The sequence below is a fragment of the Streptomyces justiciae genome (assembly GCF_015163075.1).
GTDB classification, from domain to species: Bacteria; Actinomycetota; Actinomycetes; order Streptomycetales; family Streptomycetaceae; genus Streptomyces; species Streptomyces justiciae.
The window spans coordinates 864,380-884,802 of sequence record NZ_JADDXU010000001.1; the positions used below are offsets into that span (position 1 = coordinate 864,380).

18 protein-coding genes and 1 pseudogene are annotated in these 20,423 nt (G+C 70.3%); 9 read left to right on the forward strand and 10 right to left on the reverse strand.

What is annotated here, in order from left to right; all coding sequences use genetic code 11:
• Positions 1–21: 21 nt before the first annotated feature.
• The 3 genes from IQ210_RS03785 to IQ210_RS03795 are packed head-to-tail and all read right to left on the reverse strand — an operon-like array spanning position 22 to position 3,327.
• Positions 22–1,434, reverse strand: a complete 1,413-nt coding sequence (locus IQ210_RS03785; RefSeq protein ID WP_194076857.1) for an NAD(P)/FAD-dependent oxidoreductase — start codon at positions 1,432–1,434, stop codon at positions 22–24.
• Entirely contained in the window at positions 1,427–2,686 is a 1,260-nt protein-coding gene (locus IQ210_RS03790; protein ID WP_194077117.1) for an MAB_1171c family putative transporter, read from the reverse strand. Before IQ210_RS03790 ends, IQ210_RS03785 begins: the two co-directional genes overlap by 8 nt.
• Before the next feature lie 44 nt (positions 2,687–2,730).
• Positions 2,731–3,327 carry a toxin-antitoxin system, toxin component family protein gene (locus IQ210_RS03795; RefSeq protein ID WP_194076859.1) on the reverse strand — a complete coding sequence of 199 codons (597 nt, stop codon included), beginning with the start codon at positions 3,325–3,327 and terminating at the stop codon, positions 2,731–2,733.
• Positions 3,328–3,568: 241 nt separating this feature from the next.
• Between IQ210_RS03795 and IQ210_RS03800 the strand changes: the two genes are divergently transcribed.
• From IQ210_RS03800 to arfA, 5 genes are all read left to right on the forward strand, one after another.
• Complete coding sequence (locus IQ210_RS03800) at positions 3,569–4,918, forward strand: extracellular solute-binding protein (RefSeq protein WP_194076870.1); 1,350 nt, start codon at positions 3,569–3,571, stop codon at positions 4,916–4,918.
• A complete protein-coding gene (locus IQ210_RS03805; protein WP_194076872.1) occupies positions 4,915–5,853 on the forward strand; it encodes a carbohydrate ABC transporter permease in 939 nt (312 codons plus the stop codon). The genes IQ210_RS03800 and IQ210_RS03805 overlap by 4 nt, the downstream gene beginning before the upstream one ends.
• Complete coding sequence (locus IQ210_RS03810) at positions 5,850–6,707, forward strand: carbohydrate ABC transporter permease (protein ID WP_194076874.1); 858 nt, start codon at positions 5,850–5,852, stop codon at positions 6,705–6,707. The genes IQ210_RS03805 and IQ210_RS03810 overlap by 4 nt, the downstream gene beginning before the upstream one ends.
• On the forward strand, positions 6,704–7,675 hold the full coding sequence (locus tag IQ210_RS03815; RefSeq protein ID WP_194076876.1) for an arabinan endo-1,5-alpha-L-arabinosidase: 972 nt from the start codon (positions 6,704–6,706) through the stop codon (positions 7,673–7,675). The genes IQ210_RS03810 and IQ210_RS03815 overlap by 4 nt, the downstream gene beginning before the upstream one ends.
• Positions 7,676–7,742: 67 nt before the next feature.
• Entirely contained in the window at positions 7,743–9,254 is a 1,512-nt protein-coding gene (gene arfA / locus IQ210_RS03820) for an arabinosylfuranosidase ArfA (protein ID WP_194076878.1), read from the forward strand.
• Positions 9,255–9,258: 4 nt separating this feature from the next.
• On the opposite strand, the gene IQ210_RS03825 is transcribed toward arfA, so the two are convergent.
• Positions 9,259–10,374 (reverse strand): hypothetical protein, encoded by a 1,116-nt coding sequence (locus IQ210_RS03825; RefSeq protein ID WP_194076880.1) that lies wholly within the window; start codon positions 10,372–10,374, stop codon positions 9,259–9,261.
• A 12-nt stretch (positions 10,375–10,386) separates the two neighbouring features.
• Positions 10,387–13,020, reverse strand: a complete 2,634-nt coding sequence (locus IQ210_RS03830; protein WP_194076882.1) for a beta-galactosidase — start codon at positions 13,018–13,020, stop codon at positions 10,387–10,389.
• 93 nt (positions 13,021–13,113) lie between these two features.
• Between IQ210_RS03830 and IQ210_RS03835 the strand changes: the two genes are divergently transcribed.
• Both IQ210_RS03835 and IQ210_RS03840 read left to right on the forward strand, forming a co-directional pair.
• Positions 13,114–13,584: an RrF2 family transcriptional regulator gene (locus IQ210_RS03835; RefSeq protein WP_194076884.1), complete on the forward strand. Its 471-nt coding sequence runs from the start codon at positions 13,114–13,116 to the stop codon at positions 13,582–13,584.
• A 144-nt stretch (positions 13,585–13,728) separates the two neighbouring features.
• Complete coding sequence (locus tag IQ210_RS03840; RefSeq protein WP_194076886.1) at positions 13,729–14,640, forward strand: sulfite exporter TauE/SafE family protein; 912 nt, start codon at positions 13,729–13,731, stop codon at positions 14,638–14,640.
• Positions 14,641–14,649: 9 nt separating this feature from the next.
• Here the strand turns inward: IQ210_RS03840 and IQ210_RS03845 are convergent, their stop codons facing one another.
• Positions 14,650–15,513, reverse strand: a complete 864-nt coding sequence (locus tag IQ210_RS03845) for an intradiol ring-cleavage dioxygenase (protein WP_194076888.1) — start codon at positions 15,511–15,513, stop codon at positions 14,650–14,652.
• Positions 15,514–15,739: 226 nt separating this feature from the next.
• On the opposite strand from IQ210_RS03845, the gene IQ210_RS03850 reads away from it, so the two are divergent.
• Complete coding sequence (locus IQ210_RS03850) at positions 15,740–16,402, forward strand: DUF4360 domain-containing protein (RefSeq protein ID WP_194076890.1); 663 nt, start codon at positions 15,740–15,742, stop codon at positions 16,400–16,402.
• 15 nt (positions 16,403–16,417) lie between these two features.
• Here the strand turns inward: IQ210_RS03850 and IQ210_RS03855 are convergent, their stop codons facing one another.
• The 4 genes and pseudogenes from IQ210_RS03855 to IQ210_RS48435 form a co-directional block, all read right to left on the reverse strand.
• Positions 16,418–17,128, reverse strand: coding sequence for a hypothetical protein (locus IQ210_RS03855; protein WP_194076893.1), 711 nt, complete (start codon positions 17,126–17,128; stop codon positions 16,418–16,420).
• A 116-nt stretch (positions 17,129–17,244) separates the two neighbouring features.
• Positions 17,245–18,012, reverse strand: coding sequence for an intradiol ring-cleavage dioxygenase (locus tag IQ210_RS03860; RefSeq protein WP_194076895.1), 768 nt, complete (start codon positions 18,010–18,012; stop codon positions 17,245–17,247).
• A gap of 282 nt (positions 18,013–18,294) precedes the next feature.
• Positions 18,295–18,675: pseudogene (locus IQ210_RS03865) on the reverse strand (hypothetical protein); the annotation flags it as partial.
• Entirely contained in the window at positions 18,603–19,031 is a 429-nt protein-coding gene (locus IQ210_RS48435) for a serine hydrolase (protein ID WP_194077119.1), read from the reverse strand. The gene IQ210_RS48435 and the pseudogene IQ210_RS03865, both read right to left, overlap by 73 nt.
• Positions 19,032–19,076: 45 nt before the next feature.
• Between IQ210_RS48435 and IQ210_RS03875 the strand changes: the two genes are divergently transcribed.
• On the forward strand, positions 19,077–20,420 hold the full coding sequence (locus tag IQ210_RS03875; RefSeq protein WP_228046736.1) for a DUF3500 domain-containing protein: 1,344 nt from the start codon (positions 19,077–19,079) through the stop codon (positions 20,418–20,420).
• Positions 20,421–20,423 lie beyond the last annotated feature (3 nt).

Genomic DNA, 20,423 nt, shown 5'->3' on the forward strand with positions numbered 1-20,423 from the left:
CACCGCCCCGCACCCGACGAACTACCGAAGCCCCGCCGCCTTCAACTCCTCCGCAGTCAAAGGCGGCTCAGCCAAAGTCGCCTTCAACGGCCCCACCAACGCCGCCAACAACACAGACGGCGCCAACAACACCTCCGCCCGCCGCTCAAGGGACGTCACATCAGTGACCCGGCGAGCGATCCGCCCATTCCCCGTGGCCGTGTACATCAGCCGATCCACGTACGCGGCCACGAGCCGGTCCCGCCCCGTGGGCCCCTCCTCCGTCGCCCCGGGATAGAACACGTCCTGCCCGGTAGCGAGGTCCCACGCCGCCCCCACCGGCCGCGCCACCGCCTTCTGCACCCTCCGAGCCAGTGCGACGGCCCCCCACCCGTGCCGCCGTACGACATCCCGAAGGATCACCGCGCTCTGCGCCCCCACGGCCAGCCCATGGCCATAAACCGGGTTGTACGCGGCCAACGCGTCCCCGAGCACCGCGAAGTTGTCGGGCCACGCGGGCATCCGCTCGTAGAAGTACCGCCGGTTGACGGTCGTCCGCGTGAACGCCACGTCGGACAACGGCTCGGCACGGGCGAGGAGTTGGCCGATCAGCGGATGTCGCAACGACTCGCGGGCGAAGCGGACGAAGTCGTCGCCGGAGGCGTTCGCGGAGGTCGGTTCGCCGCCGCGCGTGCCGTTGAGGGTGACGATCCAGCGGCCGTTCTCGATGGGCAGCAGGAAGCCCGCGCGGCCGGGACCGTCACCGCGGGCGTCGGACTGGACGTTGACGACCGGGAAGCCGTCACGGGCCTGCTCGGGGGCGAGGTAGAGCCGGCTCGCGTAGGCCAGCCCGGAGTCGACCTCGCGCTGCTCAGGCGCGGGCAGGCGGAGTTCCGTGAGCCAGCGGGGCGCGCCCGAGCCCCGCCCGCTCGCGTCGACGACCAGCCCGGCGTCGATCGTCCGCTCCCGCCCGTCCCGCCCGCGCACCCGTACCCCGGTGACCGCCTCGGAGGTGCCGACGAGCCCCAACACCTCGGTGCCGTCGAGGAGTTCGACGCGCTCGTCGGTGAGGACCCGTGCCCGGACCGTCGCGTCGAACAGGTCGCGCCCGGCGAGGATGACGTGGTGGGACTCCGGCCAGCGGCGGAACCAGCCGTGCGCCGACAGCACGACCATGTCCGTGGTGACCGGCGCCCGGCGGGCCCCGGCGGCGCGGAGTTCCGCGGTGACGCCGGGGAGGAGCTCCTCCAGCGCGTGCACACCGCCCGACCACAGCATGTGGGCGTGCCGGGCCTGCGGCAGCCCCTTGCGGGGCGCGGGCGCCACGGGCAGTTCGTCGCGCTCCACGACGACGACCCGCTCGGCGAGCCCGGCCAGGGCGGCGGCCACGAGCATGCCGGTGTGCGACCCCCCGAGCACGACGGCGACTCTGGCGGGCGAGGGTCTTTCATTCATGCGCGGACATGCTCTCTGCCGGGACGGCCGCGCGGGCGCGTACCGCCTTGATCTCCTCGGGCTTGCGCAGGACCTGGGACACGGCGTGGATCTCCTGCAGCAGGTAGGTGGTGTCGGGGGCGCTGAGCGGGTCCGGCGAAGTCCGGTGCGGTTCGGCAGCGCCCTGAAGGGCCGTCGCCGCACTTCCGGCGGAGCGCTCGGTGCCGCCGCCGTCGGGGGAGCGCCGCTCGGCCTCCACCGCGTCCAGGATCGTCACGGCCGCCGCGAGGGCCTGGGCGCGGCCGGGCGGGAAGCCGAGGGCGAGGGCGGCGTCGTAGGACCGGGTGCGCAGGTGCTCGTCGAGGCGGCGGGCGAGTTGGAGGAGGGTGTCGCGGATGAACGTCTCGCGGCGGATGAGCCGCATCTCGGGGGTCGCCCGCAGGCCGAGCGGCTCGCGGCTGCCCGCGACGGTCCGCATGAGGCGGGCCAGCGGCGCGAGGCCGCGGTGGCGGCGGCGGACCAGCCAGCGCTCCTGGAGGTACTGGCCGGCGTGCGGCACGATGAAGCCGACCGCGACGAACGTGGCGGCGATGCAGGCGGCCGAGGGCGCCACGTTGGTGTTCAGCCAGTCCAGGTCGTGGCCGGTCCAACGGGCCACCACCGCCGTGAGCTTGGCCGCGCTGAACAGCAGGTTCGTCGCGAAGCCGATCCCGAGGAAGCGCAGCCCCCAGCGCAGCCAGGCGTCGAGGCCGTCGGTGCGGATCCAGTTCCACACCAGCCGGGACGTGATCAGGCTGGCCACGGTGTGCGCGGTCAGGTAGAGGAGGATCAGCTCCCGCATGAACGGCGTCGAGGCGTAGTACGTGTCCAGGTCCCGGATCTGCTCCACGGGCACGTCGGCGAGCGCGAACAGCACCCACAGCGCGGCGACGACGGCCGCGTAGACGGCGACCACCCAGCGGGTCGCGCGGCGCGTCTGGGCGTGGCGTTCGGTACGGCCGTTGCGCCAGTGCACGACCAGCAGCAGCCAGGACGCGCACAGCGCGGTCAGCAGCGAGTACACCCAGGGCGCGGCGATGTTGGGGACGCCGGTGACGCGGTTGGTCCAGGCGATGGTGGAGGGGGCCGCGAAGACGAACACCGCGCAGGCGAACAGCAGCAGGCCGCCGACGGCACGCAGCAGCGGGTCCCGCCACAGCTTGAGGATGCTGGGCAGTTTGATCGCCAGGGCGGCGGTCAGCACGGCCGTGGGCAGCCAGAAGGAGACGTACATCCCGCTGAGGAGGTTCCCCGCGGCCAGGGCGTCGTAAGGGGTGCTCACCGCTCGGTGTCCCGGCGTCCGCGGTAGCCCATGGACCGCTCCAGCGGTTCGAGGTGCTGCCGGCCGCCCTGGCCCGACAGATAGGGCCGGAAGACGGCCGCCAGGCGGTGTCCGAAGTCGTCGGCCTCGGCCTCGTCCGTCTGCCGGGAGCCGTTGCGGGCGGCGACGGTCAGGGCGTCCCTCCAGTCGGGCTCGCCCGCCAGCGCGCGGGCGGCGGCCGGGCCCACCCCGTGCCGGTGGCCGGCGTGCAGATGCCACAACTCATGGCCGAGGATGACCAGTTGCTGCACAGCCTCGGCGCGCTCCTCGACGATGACCAGGTCGAAGTCCTGGAACTCCACCCACAGGCCGGTCACTTCGATCTCGTCGGGAAACCGCTCGAACCGCAGCTCCACGGGCCGCCCGCCCCGGCGGACGCTCATCGCCTCGCACAGCGCCCGGCACACCTCGCGCACCCCGGCCGGCGGCCGCGGCCTGGCCCGCACGGCGGCACCGAGCTCCCCCGCCAGGTCACGCATCGCGGAGCCGGTCCTCGCCCGCCGCAGCGCCGCGGCGATCCGCCCCGCTCTGGTGCGCGCGCCCGCGATGTCCATCGATCCCCCTTCTCACCACCGCACGGCAGTTCGTCCGAGCGTACGCGGCGGGAAGTGTCCACGTCATCGGTTCCGAGGACCGTTCGTACAACTGAGAACCATCGTCCCCGTCCTGAAAATCCTGTCCGGACCATTGACTGGAAAGCGCTTCCTATCTACGGTCCCGTTCGAAGTTACGGGCGCCTTTCGAAATACCGAACAATTGACACGATTCTCCGAACTCTGAAAGTAAGGGCAGGCAATGGGACGACCTGACCTGAATCGCAGGCAACTGCTCACCGCGGCGGGCGGACTCGCCGTCGCGGGCAGCTTCGGCTTCGCGGCGCTCGGGACGGGGGCCGACGCACTGGCCTCCGGCGCGGACACCCGCGTACGGTACTGGAACCTCTTCAGCGGCGGCGACGGCGCCAACATGATCACGATGCTGGACGCCTTCCGCAAGGAACACCCCGACATCGCGGTGAAGGACTCCACTCTCCAGTGGGGCAACCCCTTCTACACCAAGCTCGCCATGGCCGCCGCGGGCAACCGCGCCCCCGAACTCGGCGTCATGCACATGGGCCGCGTCACCGGCTTCTCACCGGGCCGCCTCCTGGACCCCTGGGACGTCGACCTGCTCGCCAAGTACGGCGTACGCGAACAGGACTTCAACCCCGCGCTGTGGAAGCGCGGCGTCATCGACGGCAAGCTCTACGCCCTCCCGCTCGACATCCACGTCCAGCTCTGCTTCTACCGCAAGGACGTGCTGAAGAAGGCCGGCCTGCTCGGCGACGACGGCCGCATGATCCCGGTCGGCTCCACCGCCGAGTGGTTCGACGTGCTGAAGAAGGCCAAGGCGGTCCAGAAGAAGGGCCTTCAGACCATCGGCCTGTGGACCAACGACCAGAACTTCCAGTGGTGGTTCTTCGTCGCCTTCTACACCCAGCTCGGCGGCGAGTGGTTCAACGCCGAGAACACCGAGGTCCTCTTCGCCCCCGACAAGGCCACCCAGGTCCTGGAGTTCCTCCGGCAGCACGTCACCGACGGATACGTCATCCCCGGCGCCCCGACCGGCGAGCAGTTCATCAACGGCGCCCCCTTCACCTGGGAGGGCAACTGGTCCGTGCCGGTCTTCTCCGGCGCCAAGCTCGACTACGGCGCCACCCCGCTGCCGCCCGTCTTCGGCAAACAGGCCACCCACGCCGAGTCGCACGCCTTCGTCCTGCCCCACCAGGCCGGCCGCGGCGGCGCCACCAACGACGGCGCCCACCAACTCGCCGCCTACGTCGTCCAGCACGCCCAGCAGTGGGCGGCAGGCGGCCACATCCCCGCGTACACGCCGACCCTCTCCACGGCCGCCTACAAGAAGCTCACCCCGCAGAACGAGTACGTCAGCGCCATGGACCACCAGGCCACCGAGCCGAAGGTGTGGTTCGCGGGCTCCACCGGCGTCCTCGCCCAGGACCTCGGCCCGGTCGTCGTCTCCTCGACGATGGGCTCCGCCAAGCCCGACAAGGTCGCCCAGACCATGAAGAGCCATCTCACCAAGCTCCTCGCGTCCAAGAACCCGATGGACGGCAGGACCGCCGCGCAGGGAGGTGCGGTCGCATGACGACCAGTGCTCAGAGCGTCGCCGTACCGGCCCGCGCGAGGACCGCGACGGCCACCGCGACCGTCCGCCGCAAGCAGGGCTTCCAGCACGGCGGCTGGTTCATCGCCCCGTTCCTGGTGCTCTTCGCCCTCTTCGTGGTCTGGCCGCTGCTGCGCGGCGTCTGGCTCAGCTTCACGGACGCCAACATCTCCGGCGAGGGCGCGAGCTTCGTCGGCCTCGACAACTACCGCGAGGCCCTCAACGACCAGGCGATGTGGGACGCGCTCGGCCACAGCGCCTACTTCACGCTCCTCGTCGTCCCCTGCATCACGCTCCTGGCCTTCCTCCTCGCGATGCTGGCCCACCACATCGAGCGCGGCAAATGGCTGTGGCGCCTGTGCTTCTTCGCGCCCTTCCTGCTCCCGTCGACGGTCGCCGCGAACATGTGGCAGTGGCTGTTCACCCAGGGCATCGGCCTGTTCAACGAGACCTTCGGCCTCGACACCCCCTGGCTGACGGACAAGTCGTACGCGATGCTCGCCATCGTCATCACCACCCTGTGGTGGACGGTCGGCTTCAGCTTCCTGCTCTACCTCGCCGCCCTCCAGGGCATCCCCGACCACCTCTACGAGGCCGCCAAACTCGACGGCGCCAACGCCTGGCACCGCATGGTCCACATCACGCTGCCGATGCTGCGCAACATCACCGGCCTCGTCATCGCGCTCCAGATCCTGGCCTCGCTCCAACTCTTCGACCAGGCCGTGGTGATGATGGACTTCGGCCCCGGACCCGAGCTCTCCACCCGCTCGTTCGTCCAGTACACCCTCGAACAGGGCTTCACCAGCTACCGCGTGGGCTACGCCTCCGCGATGTCCATCATCTTCTTCGTGATCATCGCGGCCGTCGCCCTCGGCCGGATGGCACTGCTGCGCACCCGTGAGGAGGGCACCCGATGAGCGCCACCCAGGTACGCCTCAAGACCCGCAAGCCCTGGACGCCGAGCCAGATCGTCCTCACCCTGATCGGCGCGGCCGTCTCGATCGTCTTCGTGGCGCCGATCGCCGCCGCCCTGTTCACCTCCCTCAAGTCCGAGGCGGAGGCCGCCGAGATCCCGCCGCACTGGGTGCCGAAGGTGTGGACGACCCAGGCGTGGAAGGCCCTCTGGGAGACCGGCAACGTCAGCAACTGGTTCGTCAACTCGCTGGTTGTCTCGGTGTGCGTGACGACCATCGTGCTGGTGGTCAGCGCCCTCGCCGGATACGGCTTCGCCCGCACGGAGTTCAGGGGCAAGTCCCTGCTCATGGGCGTGGTGATGTCGGGCCTGATGATCTCCCCGGCGGTGCTGGGCGTGCCGCTCTTCACCACGGTCCAGCAGATGGGGATGGTCGACACCTACTGGGGCATGATCCTTCCCCAGTGCGCGCCGGCCGCGATGGTCTACATCCTCTACAAGTTCTTCCAGGGCATCCCGCGCGAACTGGAGGAGGCCGCGTTCATCGACGGCGCGGGCCGCTGGCGGGTCTTCTTCACGATCGTCGTCCCCTTGGCGAGGCCCTCGCTCGCGGCGGTCGGCATCTTCACCTTCATCGCCTCCTGGAACAACTTCCTGTGGCCGTACATGGTGACCAACAACCCCGACCTGATGACCATGCCGAACGGCATCGCGACCGTCATGAACTCCTACGGCATCCAGTGGGCCCAGCTCATGGCCGGCGGCCTGATGGCCGGCCTGCCCCTGATCGTCGTCTTCGTCTTCTTCCAGCGGCAGATCGTGGCGGGCGTCGCCCACACGGGATTGGCGGGCCAGTGACCCTGCGCAGAACGCTCACGGCGGTGGCCGCGGCCACCTTCCTCGCCCTGCTCCCCAACACGGCGCAGGCAGCGGTCAGTTACCCCGACCCCCGCCCCATCACCGGCCAGCAGATCATCCACGACCCGACCGTCATCAAGCTCAAGTCCGGCGGCTACGTGGCCTACTCGACCGGCGGCATCATCGGCGCCCGCCTGTCGAAGGACGGCAAGCAGTGGGACGACGCGGGCAACGCCTTCGCCGAGCCGCCGAGTTGGTGGTACGAGTACAACAACACCGGCGACCCGTGGGCCCCCGACATCTCCTACCGCGCGGGCAAGTACTGGCTGTACTACGCCGTCTCGTCCTGGGGCACCAACCACTCCGCGATAGGCGTTGCGACCTCCGACTCAGGCCTCCCGGGCACCTGGACGGACCACGGCAAGGTCTTCTCCTCCGAGACCACCGACTCCTGGAACGCCATCGACCCGGGCGTCATCAAGGCCGACGGCAGGCTGTGGATGGCGTTCGGCTCGTACTGGACGGGCATCCGCATGGTCGAACTGAACCCGGCGACCGGAAAGGCGATCGAAGGAGCCACGGTCGACCACCTGGCGACCCGCCCCGACCTCCCGTACGCCGTCGAGGGCCCGTACATCGTCAAGCACGGCCGCTACTACTACCTCTTCGCCTCGTACGACGCCTGCTGCGCCGGCGTGAACTCCACCTACAAGATCAAGGTGGGGCGAGCGACGGACGTGGAGGGCCCGTACATCGACAGCACAGGCAAGCCGATGCTGGAGGGAGGCGGCGACCTGCTCCTGGAGGGCCACGGCCGCTACATCGGCACGGGCGGCCAGTCGGTCTTCAAGGACAAGGGCCAGGACTGGCTGGCGTACCACTACTGCGACGCAGAAGATAGTGGCACCCCGAAGCTAGGGCTGAACAAGCTGAGCTGGACAAAGACCGGCTGGCCAAAGGTCTTTTAGGGGCGCGGGGAACTGCGCGACCAGCCCCCACGTACCCGCAGCCAACACACAACCTCGAAAGGCAAGCATGAGCACCGCCCGCTTCACCCTCGACCCCGCCTTCAAGGTCGGCCAGGTCAACCCCCGCCTATTCGGCTCCTTCGTAGAACACCTCGGCCGCTGCGTCTACACCGGCATCTTCGAACCCGGCCACCCCACCGCGGACGCGGCCGGCATCCGCCAGGACGTCCTCGACCTCGTCCGCGAACTCGGCGTCACCGCCATCCGCTACCCCGGCGGCAACTTCGTGTCGGGCTACAAGTGGGAGGACAGCGTCGGCCCGGTGGAGGACCGCCCGCGCCGCCTCGACCTCGCCTGGCGCTCCACGGAGACGAACCGCTTCGGCCTCTCCGAGTACATCGCCTTCCTGAAGAAGGTCGGCCCCCAGGCCGAGCCGATGATGGCCCTCAACCTCGGCACGCGCGGCGTCGCCGAGGCTCTGGAACTCCAGGAGTACGCCAACCACCCGGCCGGCACGGCCCTCGCCGACCTCCGCGCGGCACACGGCGACAAGGAGCCCTTCGGCATCAAGCTCTGGTGCCTCGGCAACGAGATGGACGGTCCCTGGCAGACCGGCCACAAGACGGCGACGGAGTACGGCCGCCTCGCCGCCGAGACGGCCCGCGCGATGCGGCAGATCGACCCGAACGTCGAACTCGTCGCCTGCGGCTCCTCCAGCCAGTCCATGCCGACGTTCGCCGAGTGGGAGGCGACCGTCCTCGCCGAGACGTACGAGCTCGTCGACTACATCTCCCTGCACGCCTACTACCAGCCCGAGAACGGCGACATCGACTCCTTCCTGGCCTCCGCCGTCGACATGGAGTCGTTCATCGAGAACGTGGTCGCCACCGCCGACCACATCGGTGCGAAGCTCAAGTCCAAGAAGAAGATCAACCTCTCCTTCGACGAGTGGAACGTCTGGTACATCTCGGACTGGCACGAGATCGAGAACTCCGACACACGGGACTGGGCCGAGGCCCCCCGGCTGCTGGAGGACAACTACAGCGTCACCGACGCCGTCGTCTTCGGCTCTCTGCTCATCGCCCTGCTCCGGCACGCCGACCGCGTCACCGTCGCCTGCCTCGCCCAGCTCGTCAACGTGATCGCGCCGATCATGACCGAGCCGGGCGGCCCGGCCTGGCGGCAGACGACGTTCTTCCCGTTCGCGCAGGCCGCGCGGTACGGCCGCGGCGAGGTCCTCGACGTACGGGTCGACTCCCCGACGTACACCACCGAGAAGTACGGCGAGACCGACCTGCTGCACGCCACCGCGGTGCGCGCGGAGGACGGCTCGGTCACCGTCTTCGCCGTGAACCGCAGCCGGACGGAGGCGCTGCCCCTCGAAGTCGCCCTGGGCGCGCTGAATGTGACGTCCGTCGTCGAGCACAGCGCCCTCGCCGACGCCGACCCGGACGCCCGCAACACCCTCGCCGAGCCGGAGCGGGTCGCCCCGCACACGGTCGAGGGCACCGCCCTCACGGACGGCACCCTGACCGCCGTACTCGAACCGCTTTCGTGGAACGTGATCCGGCTGGCCTAGAGGGCTATTGCTCGATGTACACCTGCGCGGGCGGGTACGGGGACGACGGTGTCATGCCGACGGCCCAGTACCCGCCCGCTCCGGGTACGGCCGCAAGTGCGTTCACCAGGACGGCACTTGAGGACGTGGGCCCGCGCTCGCTCACCCAACTCCCGCCCTCCCAGCGGAGGTGGTGCGAACGCGTCTGGTCCCAGAAGTCCCAGCCCGCGATGCGGTCGGGGCCGCCGAGCCCGTCGTCGACGATCGCGGAGAGCATGCCCACGGTGAACGGGGCGGTGACGGCCACCCATGAGGTGCCGTCCCAGTGCTTGAGCATGACGCCGGGGGGTTTGCCGGGCGGGCCGCCCACCCCGTAGTCGAAGCCGGTGAGCCAGATGTCGTCGTCGGCGACCGGGAGCAGCCCGGTGACGTACGGCCGCAGGCCTGCCGGCGCGGGCAGTTCGGTCCACTCCTCGTGGTCCCAGCGGGCGACGAGGGCGCTGTCGTACGCCCAGACGTTGCCGTCGCGCGTCACGCGCAGGCCCGCCGGGGCGGTCGTGCTGCCGCTCGGCGGCGGGGGCAGCCACAGCCAGCCGTCCGTGTCACCGCGCAGCAGCACACAGCCGTCGCTGTTGCGGCCGGACAGCCATACGCGGTCGTCGGCGTCCAGCGCCACACCGGTGAGGGCCGTCCCGTAGGCCAGGCGGCCGGCGAAGTCGGCCTCCTGCCAGGTCGTCCCGTCCCAGTGGACGAGCCGGGCGACGCCGCCGGTGTCGGTGCCCACGGCCCACGCGGCGCCGTACGAACCGGCGACGGCGTTCAAGTACCCGCCGGAGAAGCCGAGATGGGTGAGGTCCAGGCGGGTCCAGACGCCGCCGTCCCACACCAGGGCGAGCGGCCTGCCGCGCGTGGAGCCGTTGCGGCCCTCCTCGCCGACGGCCCAGGCGAGGTCGGGACCGGCGGCCGCGACTCCCAGGAGCTGGGCGGCCGTCGCGCAGGCGGGGGCGGGGACCGTCCGCCAGTCGTGCGGGCCGGCGGCGGCTCCGACCGGGGCCGCTCCGGCCGTCCCGCCGCTCGACGAGGTGAGCCCGACGCCGGCCCCCGCCCCGAGTAACCCGCTGATGAATCGCCGTCTTCGCACGAGGTTCTCCCCTCAGACGTTCTCCACCGTCACCCCGCCCGCCGACGCGCCCAGCAGGGTCAGCCGTACGTCCTTGGGGCCCGCCTCCGTCGTGCCGTCCGAAAGGACCGCCAGGGCGAGGGAGTTGCTGCCCCGGGTGCGCAGGATGCCGTTCGGCAGGACGAAGGGGTGCCGGGGGCCGGCGTCGTTGACGTACTGGCCCATGTTCCAGCCGTTGAGGAAGATTTGCACCCGGTAGGCACGCTTCGGATCGTCGTCGAGGGTGAGTCCGATCGAGGCGTCGACGCCGGTGGGGACGGCGAGCCGGAAGCCCGTCCGGTACCAGGTCACTCCCTGGCGGCGGTCGGCGCGCGGCAGCTTGACGCCCTCCCAGTCGTCGGCCTCGTCGAGGTCGGACAGGTGCCAGCCCTCCCGCTCGCCGTAGAGCCCGCCGTTGTTGAGCGGTCCGCGCACCGGATCGGTGGCGCCGGCGCCCTGGAGCCGCCAACTCACCTTCGGGGACGCCCCCTTGAAGCTCACCGACGTCAGTCCGCGGGCCGCCTTGTGGGTGTCGAGGGAGGTGTCGTCCACGTCATGGGCCATCCGCCGCACGAGCACGGACAGTACATGCTCGTCCCGCGTCCGCAGCTTCTCCGGGACGTCGAAGGTGGCCGTGGCGGTCCAGGTGCCCTTGCGGGCGGACCCGGCGTCCGGCACCGGCATCCGGTGCGTGCCGAGCGGCTTGCCGTCCAGCCAGGCCATCAACAGCCCCTGTGTGCCGGTGCTGTAGGCGAGGGAGACGGATGCGAGATCCTCGGCGTCGGTGACGCGGCCCCGGTACCAGACGTCGCCGTAGTGGAAGCCGTAGTCGTCGGCGAAGAGGACGGGCTGCCCGTCGGGGACGGGGGTGGTGCTGAAGGACGTCTTCTTGTCGGCCTTCACCCACGCCGAGTCGTCGAAGTCCGGCTCGGCTTCCGGGTTCTCGGCCCGTCGCCGCCAGTCGTCGAGGGCCGGCAGCGGCACCGGGCCCTGGCCCGGCAGGGGCTTCAGGGCGAGCAGACTGAACGTCGCGCTGATCCGGGAGGCCACCGGCCGCTTGTTCCACGTCACCTGCTCGATGCCGCGCGGCCCCCACACCTCCAGGCCGGTCACCTTGGTGGTGTCGCCGGTGAGATGGACCGTGTCGTCCTTCAGCCGGACGTCCCGCACCAGCGAGGGGCCGTACACCAGCACCGACCCGGACGGCGTCTCGTACGGCCACAGCCGCAGTGCGGTGGTGTCGTCGGCGAACAGCAGCAGCAACGGCCGGTCGGAGCCGCCGTTCTCGACCTTCACGCGGGCCAGCTCGCCGACACCGAGGGGGCAGGTCACCCGCAGCAGGCCACGGTCGTAGATCCACGCCGGTTCGGCGTCGAGCCGGGTCGCCGTCGGCTCCTCCGGGCACTCCACGACGACCTGTGCCATGTCGCCGTACCGCCCCGAGAACACGGCGATGTCCTGCCGCCCGGCGGAGACGAACAGCATGAGCTGGGCGGTGGCGTACTTCAACGTCCGCCCGCCCAGCTTGAGTTGACTGCTGAGCACCTTGGTGTCACCGGCCCGGACGTTGACCGGCACCTCGATCCCGGCGCGTGGCAGCGGGGTGGACACCGCCTTGGCGGAGTCGTTGCGCACGACGTACGTCTGGGAGTCGGTGTCGCGGTTGACCAGGTGCTCCACGCCGAGGCGACCGCCGGGAGAGGCCAAGTCCGTCTTGCGGTCCAGCTTGGCGAAGTCCGGTACGGTCCGCAGCAGTTGGCCGAGCCGGTGGACCGGCGCGAGCGCGGCGGTCGGCTGCCGCCCCTCGCCGAGGGCCGCGCCGCTGTCGTACGCCGTGGTGGAGAGCTGCGGCGCGGGCAGCCAGCCCCAGGACGTCCCGCCGTACGCCATGGCCGGGTGGTGGAGGCCGGTGAGGGGGGACCGCGGCACGGACAGGGGTACGTCGATGCCGTCGGCCCGCACCTTCTGGCGGAGGTGGGAGAGGTAGGCGGCGTCGGGCCCCTTCTCCAGCTCGTACAGCAGGACCGTGCCCTTGCCCTTGGTGTACAGATGCCGGGCGGCGATGGCGTTCACCCGCGTCAGCCACTCGTCCGCGTGCGCCAGATAGGTCGGGTCCGTGGTCCGGGCGCGTCCCTCGGTGGCCGTCAGCCAGCCGGGGAAGCCGCCCGCGTCGATGTCGGCGCCGAGGTGGGGGCCGGGGCGCAGGACGACGTACAGCCCGGTGGCGGCGGCCGTGCGCAGGAAGCGGTCGAGGTCGCGGACGCCCGTGAAGTCGTACGAACCCGGGGCGGGGGAGTGGTAGTTCCAGGCGACCGAGACGGTCACCGCGTTGTAGCCGTGCGCCCGCAGTTTCTCCAGCACGTCCCGCCACAGGGACGGGCTCGGCAGCCGGAACAGATGCATCTCGCCCGGCCACAGCGCGAGGCGCCGGCCGTCGACGAGCAGGGAGTAGCGGTCGTGGCCGACCGTGTGCACGGCACCGTCCGCGACCGGCGGGGCCGGCGGCGGCCCCGTGGGCACGACGCGGGGCCCCGTCCGCGACGGCAGCACACCGCCGCTGCCGGTCAGCGCGAAGCCGAGCGCGGCCGTACCGGCGAGGGTGCTGAAAGTTCGTCTGCTGAGCTCCACGCGAGCGTCGCCTCCTGTTGTGCCTGCGTTTCCCGGGACGCGAGTGAGGGACCATTCTCCATGCCCGGGGCGGCACACCTCACAATGGTCCTCATGAGGATCTCGGCACGGGCGGACTACGCGGTACGAGCGGTACTGGAACTCGCCGTACGACAGGGCGACGGGCCCGTGAAGACTCCCGTGAAGGCGGAGACCATCGCCCTCGCGCAGGACATTCCGCACAAGTTCCTCGAAGGCATCCTCGGTGACCTGCGACGCGGCGGGGTCGTCGACAGCAGGCGCGGCGGCAACGGCGGTTACACGCTGGCCCGGGACGCGGCGGAGATCACGGTGGCCGACGTGATCCGGACGGTCGACGGCCCGATCGTGTCGGTACGGGGCGAACGGCCCACGGGCCTGGCCTACACGGGCTCCGCCCAGCCGCTCCTGCCTCTGTGGATCGCCCTGCGGGCCAACGTGCGCCGCATCCTGGAGGGCGTGACGATCGCGGACATCGCGGCGGACGCGCTGCCGACGCCGGTGCAGCAGCTGGCGGCCGAGCCCGCGGCCTGGGAGAACCCGTAGAGATCGCCGGGCCTTTCCCTGTGAACGTCCTCATCCGGGTCTAAGCCTGTACTCAGTTTGACGCCCTACCGTCGCCTCCCGTTCATCCCTACCTCCCCGGTGGGAAAACCCGGAAACGCAGGAACGACGGACGGGACCTCCCCTATGCGCACGCTGATACTGCTCGCCCTCGCGGGCCTGGGCGCCCAGCTCGTGGACGGCAGCCTCGGCATGGCCTACGGCGTGACCTCGACCACCCTGTTGCTGGCGATGGGTACGAATCCGGCCGCGGCCTCGGCGACGGTCCACCTCGCCGAGATCGGTACGACGCTGATGTCCGGCGCCAGCCACTGGCGCTTCGGCAACGTCGACTGGAAGGTCGTGGCGAAGATCGGGGTCCCCGGCGCGATCGGCTCGTTCCTCGGCGCGACGGCGCTGTCGGCGCTGTCGACGGAGGTGGCGGAGCCGGTGATGTCGCTGATCCTGCTGGGCCTCGGCCTGTACGTCATGTCCCGCTTCACCTTCCGCGGCCTCCCGAAGGACCAGCTCGGCAAGCCGCTGCGGAAGCGGTTCCTGGCACCGCTGGGCCTGGTCGCCGGGTTCCTCGACGCGACGGGCGGAGGCGGCTGGGGCCCGGTGGGCACGCCCGCGTTGCTCGCGAGCGGCCGTATGGAACCCCGCAAGGTGATCGGCTCGATCGACACCAGCGAGTTCCTGGTGGCCCTGGCGGCGAGCCTCGGCTTCCTCTTCTCCCTCGGCTCCCAGGGCCTCGACTGGACCTGGGTCCTCGCCTTCCTCCTAGGCGGCCTGGTCGCCGCCCCGATCGCCGCCTGGCTGGTCCGCCTGGTCCCGCCGCGGGTCCTGGGCTCGGCGGTCGGCGGGGTCATCATCGTCACCAACGTCCGCACGCTGCTGAAGAGCGACTGGATCGGCGCGAGCGGTTCGCTGAGCACGGTGGTGTACGTCGTCCTGTACGCGGTGTGGGCCGCCGCCCTCGCGTACTCGATCCGCGCCTACCGTCAGGAGAGGGCGGCGGAGAGCGAGCACGCGGAGGAGCGGCAGCCTGTCAGCGCATGAGGGGCATGGTCAGTCGCTGTTGACGCCGACGGTGAGTGTGGCGGCGTAGCCGTCGGACACGCTGGAGCCCAGCGCGGTCAGGGTCAGCAGGCCGGAGGACGCGCCGCCGTCGTCGTAGATGGAGTCGTTCTCCAGCAGCGTCTCCTGGGTGGTGTTCTCGGTGTACGGCGAGGTCGCCTGCACCTCGGTGTTGATGTCCTGGTCGAAGAAGAGCTGCCCGGTGTGGATGATCTCGCCGCCGGTGTACGAGTCGTCGGTGAGCGTCACGTCCGTGTGCACCCGCATATGGACGTGGACGGCGCGCGAGACGTAGTGGCCCGGCCAGATGGACGTGATGCTGCACTGTCCGTTCTCGTCGGTCATCTGACCGCCGCGGAGGAAGGTGCCGTTGTCGTCCTCCGTGTGGCCGTTGCCGCCGACGAAGCCGGAGTACTCGCCGAGGTGGTCGCAGTGCCAGATCTCGACGAGGGCGTCGGCGAGAGGCGCGCAGTCGTTGCCGACGTCGACGACGGTGAAGGTGTACTGGACCTCGAAGCCCTCCTTGTCCTCCCGGATGTCCTCGCGGACGAGGGCGCCGTCGAGGGAGTACGGCCCCTCGGTGACCTCGGCGTTCAGGACGCAGACGGTGCTGGTGGCGGAGGCCTCGGTGGAGGCGGAGGCGGTGGTGCCGGTCCCCTTCCCGGGCTTCTTGCCCTTGTTCGACTTGCCGGGGTCGGCGGAGGCGATGCCGGCGACCGCGAGACCGCCGGCCACGGCGACACCGCCGCCGCCGATGAGGACGCGGCGCCGTCGGACGGAGGTGTCCAGGCGGTGCCTGCCGGATTCCTGCTGCTGCTCTTCGAGCTCGTGGGGCTCGGTGTGGTTTCCCGTCATGGCGAGTGAAGTTAGGGGTGTATCTGAAGAAACCCTTTATGTGCGGCTGTGAATGACCTGGGGATGGATTCCTCAACGGCCGTGTATGTCCGCAGAGTTCGGACACTGTGAAGATGCTGTGAAAACCGCATCTGTGAATGGCTTGAGTTCATCCTGTCGGCGGCGCCGGTCTGTCCCTACGGTCCGGGTGGCACGTCAGCCACCCCCCGACTGTTACGGAGAGATCATGACTCGTGGGCTCCTGCTGAGCGGTGCGGTAGCCGCTCTGCTCACCACAGCGACGGCACTACCGGCCCACTCGGCCACCCCGTCCGGCGGTTTCGAGGACCCGCCGCCGGACAAGATCGTCATCAAGGTGGCGACGGTGAACGGCTCGGGCTGCCCCGCCGGGACGACGGCGGTCGCCGTCTCCGAGGACAACACGGCCTTCACGGTGACGTACAGCGACTACCTCGCCCAGGCGGGCGGCGGCTCGGACCCGACGGCGTTCCGCAAGAACTGCCAACTCAACCTCATAGTCCACGTCCCCCAGGGCTTCACGTACGCCATCGCCAGCGCGGACTACCGGGGCTTCGCGGCCCTCCAGTCCGGCGCGACCGGCACCCAGAGAGCCTCGTACTACTTCCAGGGCTCCCCGAACACGGCCTCCCGCTCCCACCCCTTCACCGGCCCCTACAACGACAACTGGCAGGCCACCGACACCACCGACTGGGCCCAACTGGTCTGGGCCCCCTGCGGAGTCCAGCGCAACTTCAACATCAACACGGAACTGAGGGTGACGGCGGGCTCGACGTCCGCGGACAAGGTCAGCTTCATGACGATGGACTCGACGGACGGGGACATCAGCACGGTGTACCACTTGGCGTGGAAGGAGTGTCCGGAGTCCTGACGCCGGCGCAGGCCGTCAGCCGCGCGTGAGGGCCATGGCCAGCAGCATGCCGATGCCCACCACCGCCCAGCAGGCGGTCGCCCCCGCCAGCCGGAGACCGGTCATACCCGGCCGGTCTCCCGCGGCGCGGCGGGACCACAGCGGACGGGGTTCCGACCAGAGGTACGCCGGGAAGCCGAACCCGAAGACCAGCGAGGTGAGTAGCCAGTACCCCGCGCTCGGAGTGCGGAGGCCCTGCCTGAGCACCATGTCCGCGAGCGCGACGACACAGCAGACCGCGACCGGCCGGGCGAAGTGGGGCATGACGAACCAGTACATGACGGGGATGAGGAGGTCGAGAAAGCCCAGGGCGTCCAACGGTTCACCTTCCTCGAAGGCCACGTCGTCGGCCCGCTCGCCCAGCCGTGCCTTGATGTCCGCCGCGAACTGCTCGGTCGTCTGCCGGAGCGGGTCGACGTCGTAGCGGTAGGTGAACGCACGGTCCCCCAGATACCCGGTGGACCAGTAGACCCTCACCTCACCGATGTCCGGGCTGATCACCTGCACGACGGACACGTCCCCGCTCCGCAGGTCCCGCAACAACTCGGGCATGTCGGCTCGCGCCGGGAACAGGGTGGAGCACAGGCCCAGGAACCCGGCCGAGAGCACGACCAACGCCAGCACCCGGAAGAGCAGGTGAGCCAGTGCGCGGCGTCGCTGACAGACCCCTCCGCTCTTGGACGCCATCCCGCCCCCCTCCCGCCCCCGGTGACGTCTCCGCAGACGGTACAGGCCGGAAAGGGGCGAGGCGGCCGCCCCTGCGCGCGTGCAGGAAGCGGCCGCCGTATCGCTCACGTGCAGGCTCAGACCTCCACCCCCAGCGTCAGCGTCCCGGTGTACCCCGACGACGGTGAGCTGCCGATCGCCGTCAGGGTCAGCAGGCCGGACGCCGCGCCGCCGTCGTCATAGATCGAGTCCTGGGCCAGCGTCGTGCGGGTGACCGTGTTCGCCGAGTACGGGGAGAGCGCGCCCACTCTCGCCGTGATCGTCTCGTCGAAGAAGAGCTGGCCGGTGTGGACCTCTGTGCCGCCCGTGAAGGAGCCGTCGGACGTGAGGGTCACGCCCGTGTGGACCTTGACGTGGATGTGGACGCAGCGTCCCCGGTACCAACCCGGGTACACCGTGGTGATGTTGGCGACGCCGCTGGAGTTGGTGAGGACACCGCCCCGCAGGAACGTGCCGTTGTCGGCCTCGTTGTGGCCGTTGTTGCCGACGTAACCGGAGTACTCGCCGAGCGCGTCGGCGTGCCAGATCTCCACGAGGGCGTTGGGGATCGCCGCGCAGGTGTCGTCGTTGACGACGGTGAGCGCCAGCTTCAGCACGAAGCCGGTCTTCGTCTCGCGGATGTCGGAGCGGACGAGCGCGCCGTCCAGGTAGTAGGGGCCTTCGGTCATCTCCTTGGTGAGAGTGCAGACGGCCGCGGCGGCCACGGGGGTGGCGTCGGCCGCGTCGGCTGTGGGGGCTTCGGGCGCGGCGGCGCCCACGGCGACTGCCGCTGCGGTGGCGCCGGTGGCGATCAGAACGGTGCGGCGCCCGACCGGGGTGGGGGTTGCTTCCGAAGTGTCTGTCATGGACACGGCACCGTAGGAACGGATGCTGTCGGAGGGCTGTCAGTTAGGCAAAGTGACGGAGCGTCAAGAGGTGTGCAGGACACGGCCATCGGCGGTCACCGCGAGTCTCTGACCTGGACCTTCGCAGGCGGCTCGACAGGCCGGATGTCGACGATCCTGTCGGCGATCCCGTTTCCCGAGCCCGCGCGCCCGGCCGCCCGCTCCTGCCCGCTCCCGCCTTACGTCAGCCGCGCGCGACGCAATGTCCGAATGCCGCCCAACGAAACCCGCGCCGCGACCGTCTCAGGCCGCGAAGTCGTTGACCGGCCCCGCGATGTCGTCCCCGGTGAGGGGCTGTTGCATGGCGCTGAGCAGGGTCGCCAGGGCGGGCAGGGCGTACTGCTCGTTGACGACCGCCACGCTCACGTACGCCTCGTCCGGGATCAGGACCATCGCCGCCCGGTAGCCGGGCAGCCGCCCGTTCAGATACAGCTGGCCCGACGGGCCCACCGCCCACCCGAGGCCGTACGTCATGGGGTCGTCGGCGCGGGTGCGCGGGCGGCGGATCTCCTCCAGGAGGGCCCGGTCGGCCAGGAGACCCTCGCCCGCCGTCAGCAGCTCCGGCACCGACGACCACAGGCCGCCGCTGGGGCGCCGGGTGCGGGGGTAGGCGAGGGGCGCGGAGTTCGGTCGTACCGTCCCAGCCGGGGACGGCCGACGGAGGGGTGGTGAAGCCCGTCAGGCTCAGGTTCCAGGGGGTGAGGGCGGACTTCCGTAGCGCGTCCTCGTACGTCGTCCCGGTCACCCAGCGCCTTCACCGTCGCCGCGTCCACCGACTCGCGCAGGCCGGACACCTGGCCCAGGAGCTGCTCGACGGTGAGGCCGCGGTCGGCCCGCCAGCCGGGGGCGAGGGCGGGCAACAGGTCGATGGCGGGGGTGGTCGGCGGTACGCCCTTGTCGCGGAGGGGGCGGACCAGGGCCGCGGACGTGAAGACCTTCGTCAGGGAGGCGATACGGAAGCACCGGCCCCTCGTCCACAGGCTTCGCCCAGGAACGCTTCAGGTAGGCCCCCGATCCTCCTCCGTATGCACGGAAACGGACACGACCACAGCCACGGACACGACCACAGCCATGGGCACCGGCCCCGCACCCCCGAAGCCGAGCGCAGCCGCCGCTGGTTCATGAACAAGGCGCTGCTCGCCGGTGGTGTCGCCGCCGTGGCGACCATGACCGGCTGTTCCTCGGGCGGCGACGACACGGCCGCCGCCTCCAGCTCGGCCGCCCCGAACGGCGCCCCCAGCGGCATGCCCTCCGGCGGACCCGGTGGCGGTGGCGGGGGTGGCGGCATGGGTCCCGGCGCCTCCCAGGTGAAGTACGCGGACGTCGTGGGCGTCACCACCGACGGCAAGGTCGTCGACGACCTGTACACGATCCACTCCACCGACGTCTCCACGGACGCCCTGGTGAAGGCGGCCCAGGCGTTCCTGGACGGGCTGTCCGCCAAGGAGCGCAAGTCCTGCACGTTCGACATCGACGCCGATGAATGGACGGCGTGGAGCAATGTCGACGGCTACGACCGCAAGGGCGTCCGCATGGGCGACCTCACGGAAAAGCAGCGGAACCTCGGTTACGCGCTCCTCGGCGAGGCCCTGTCCGCCGACGGTCTCACCCAGACCCGCGGGATCATGAAGCTCAACGCGTTCCTCGGGGACTCCAACGGCGGAAACCAGAAGACCCTGACCGAGGGGCACTACTTCTTCACCTTCATGGGCACCCCGTCGACCACGAAGCCTTGGGGCTTCCAGTACGAGGGCCATCACGTCGCCATCAACTACTTCGTCCTCGGCGACCAGGTCGTGATGACGCCGACGTTCATGGGGTCCGAGCCCACGACGGGGACGTACAAGGGAGAGAAGATCACTCTCTTCCGGCCGGAGACCACCGCCGGTCTCGCCATGATCCGGTCCCTCACCTCCGCCCAGCGCGCCAAGGCCGTCTCCTCGCAGTCCAACGGCAACGAGGACATGAAGGCCGGCGCGGGCCAGGACAACCTCAAGCTCGGATACGAGGGACTCAAGGGCTCCGAACTCACCTCGGCACAGCGCAAGAAGCTGCTCGCGCTGGCGCGGGTGTACATCGGCTACGTCAACGAGGGCCACGCCGAGGTCAGGATGGCCGAGGTGGAGGACCACCTGGACGACACGTACTTCTTCTGGATGGGCGAGACGAAGGACGACTCCGCCTTCTACTACCGGATCCACAGCCCGGTCGTCCTCATCGAGTACGACGCCCAGGCCCCCCTCTTCTACAAGGGGGGCTCCAGCGGCGGAGGTCCGTCCCAGGAGCACATCCACACCATCGTCCGCACACCCAACGGCGGCGACTACGGCATCGATCTGCTCAAGCTCCATCTGGAGATCGACCACTGACGG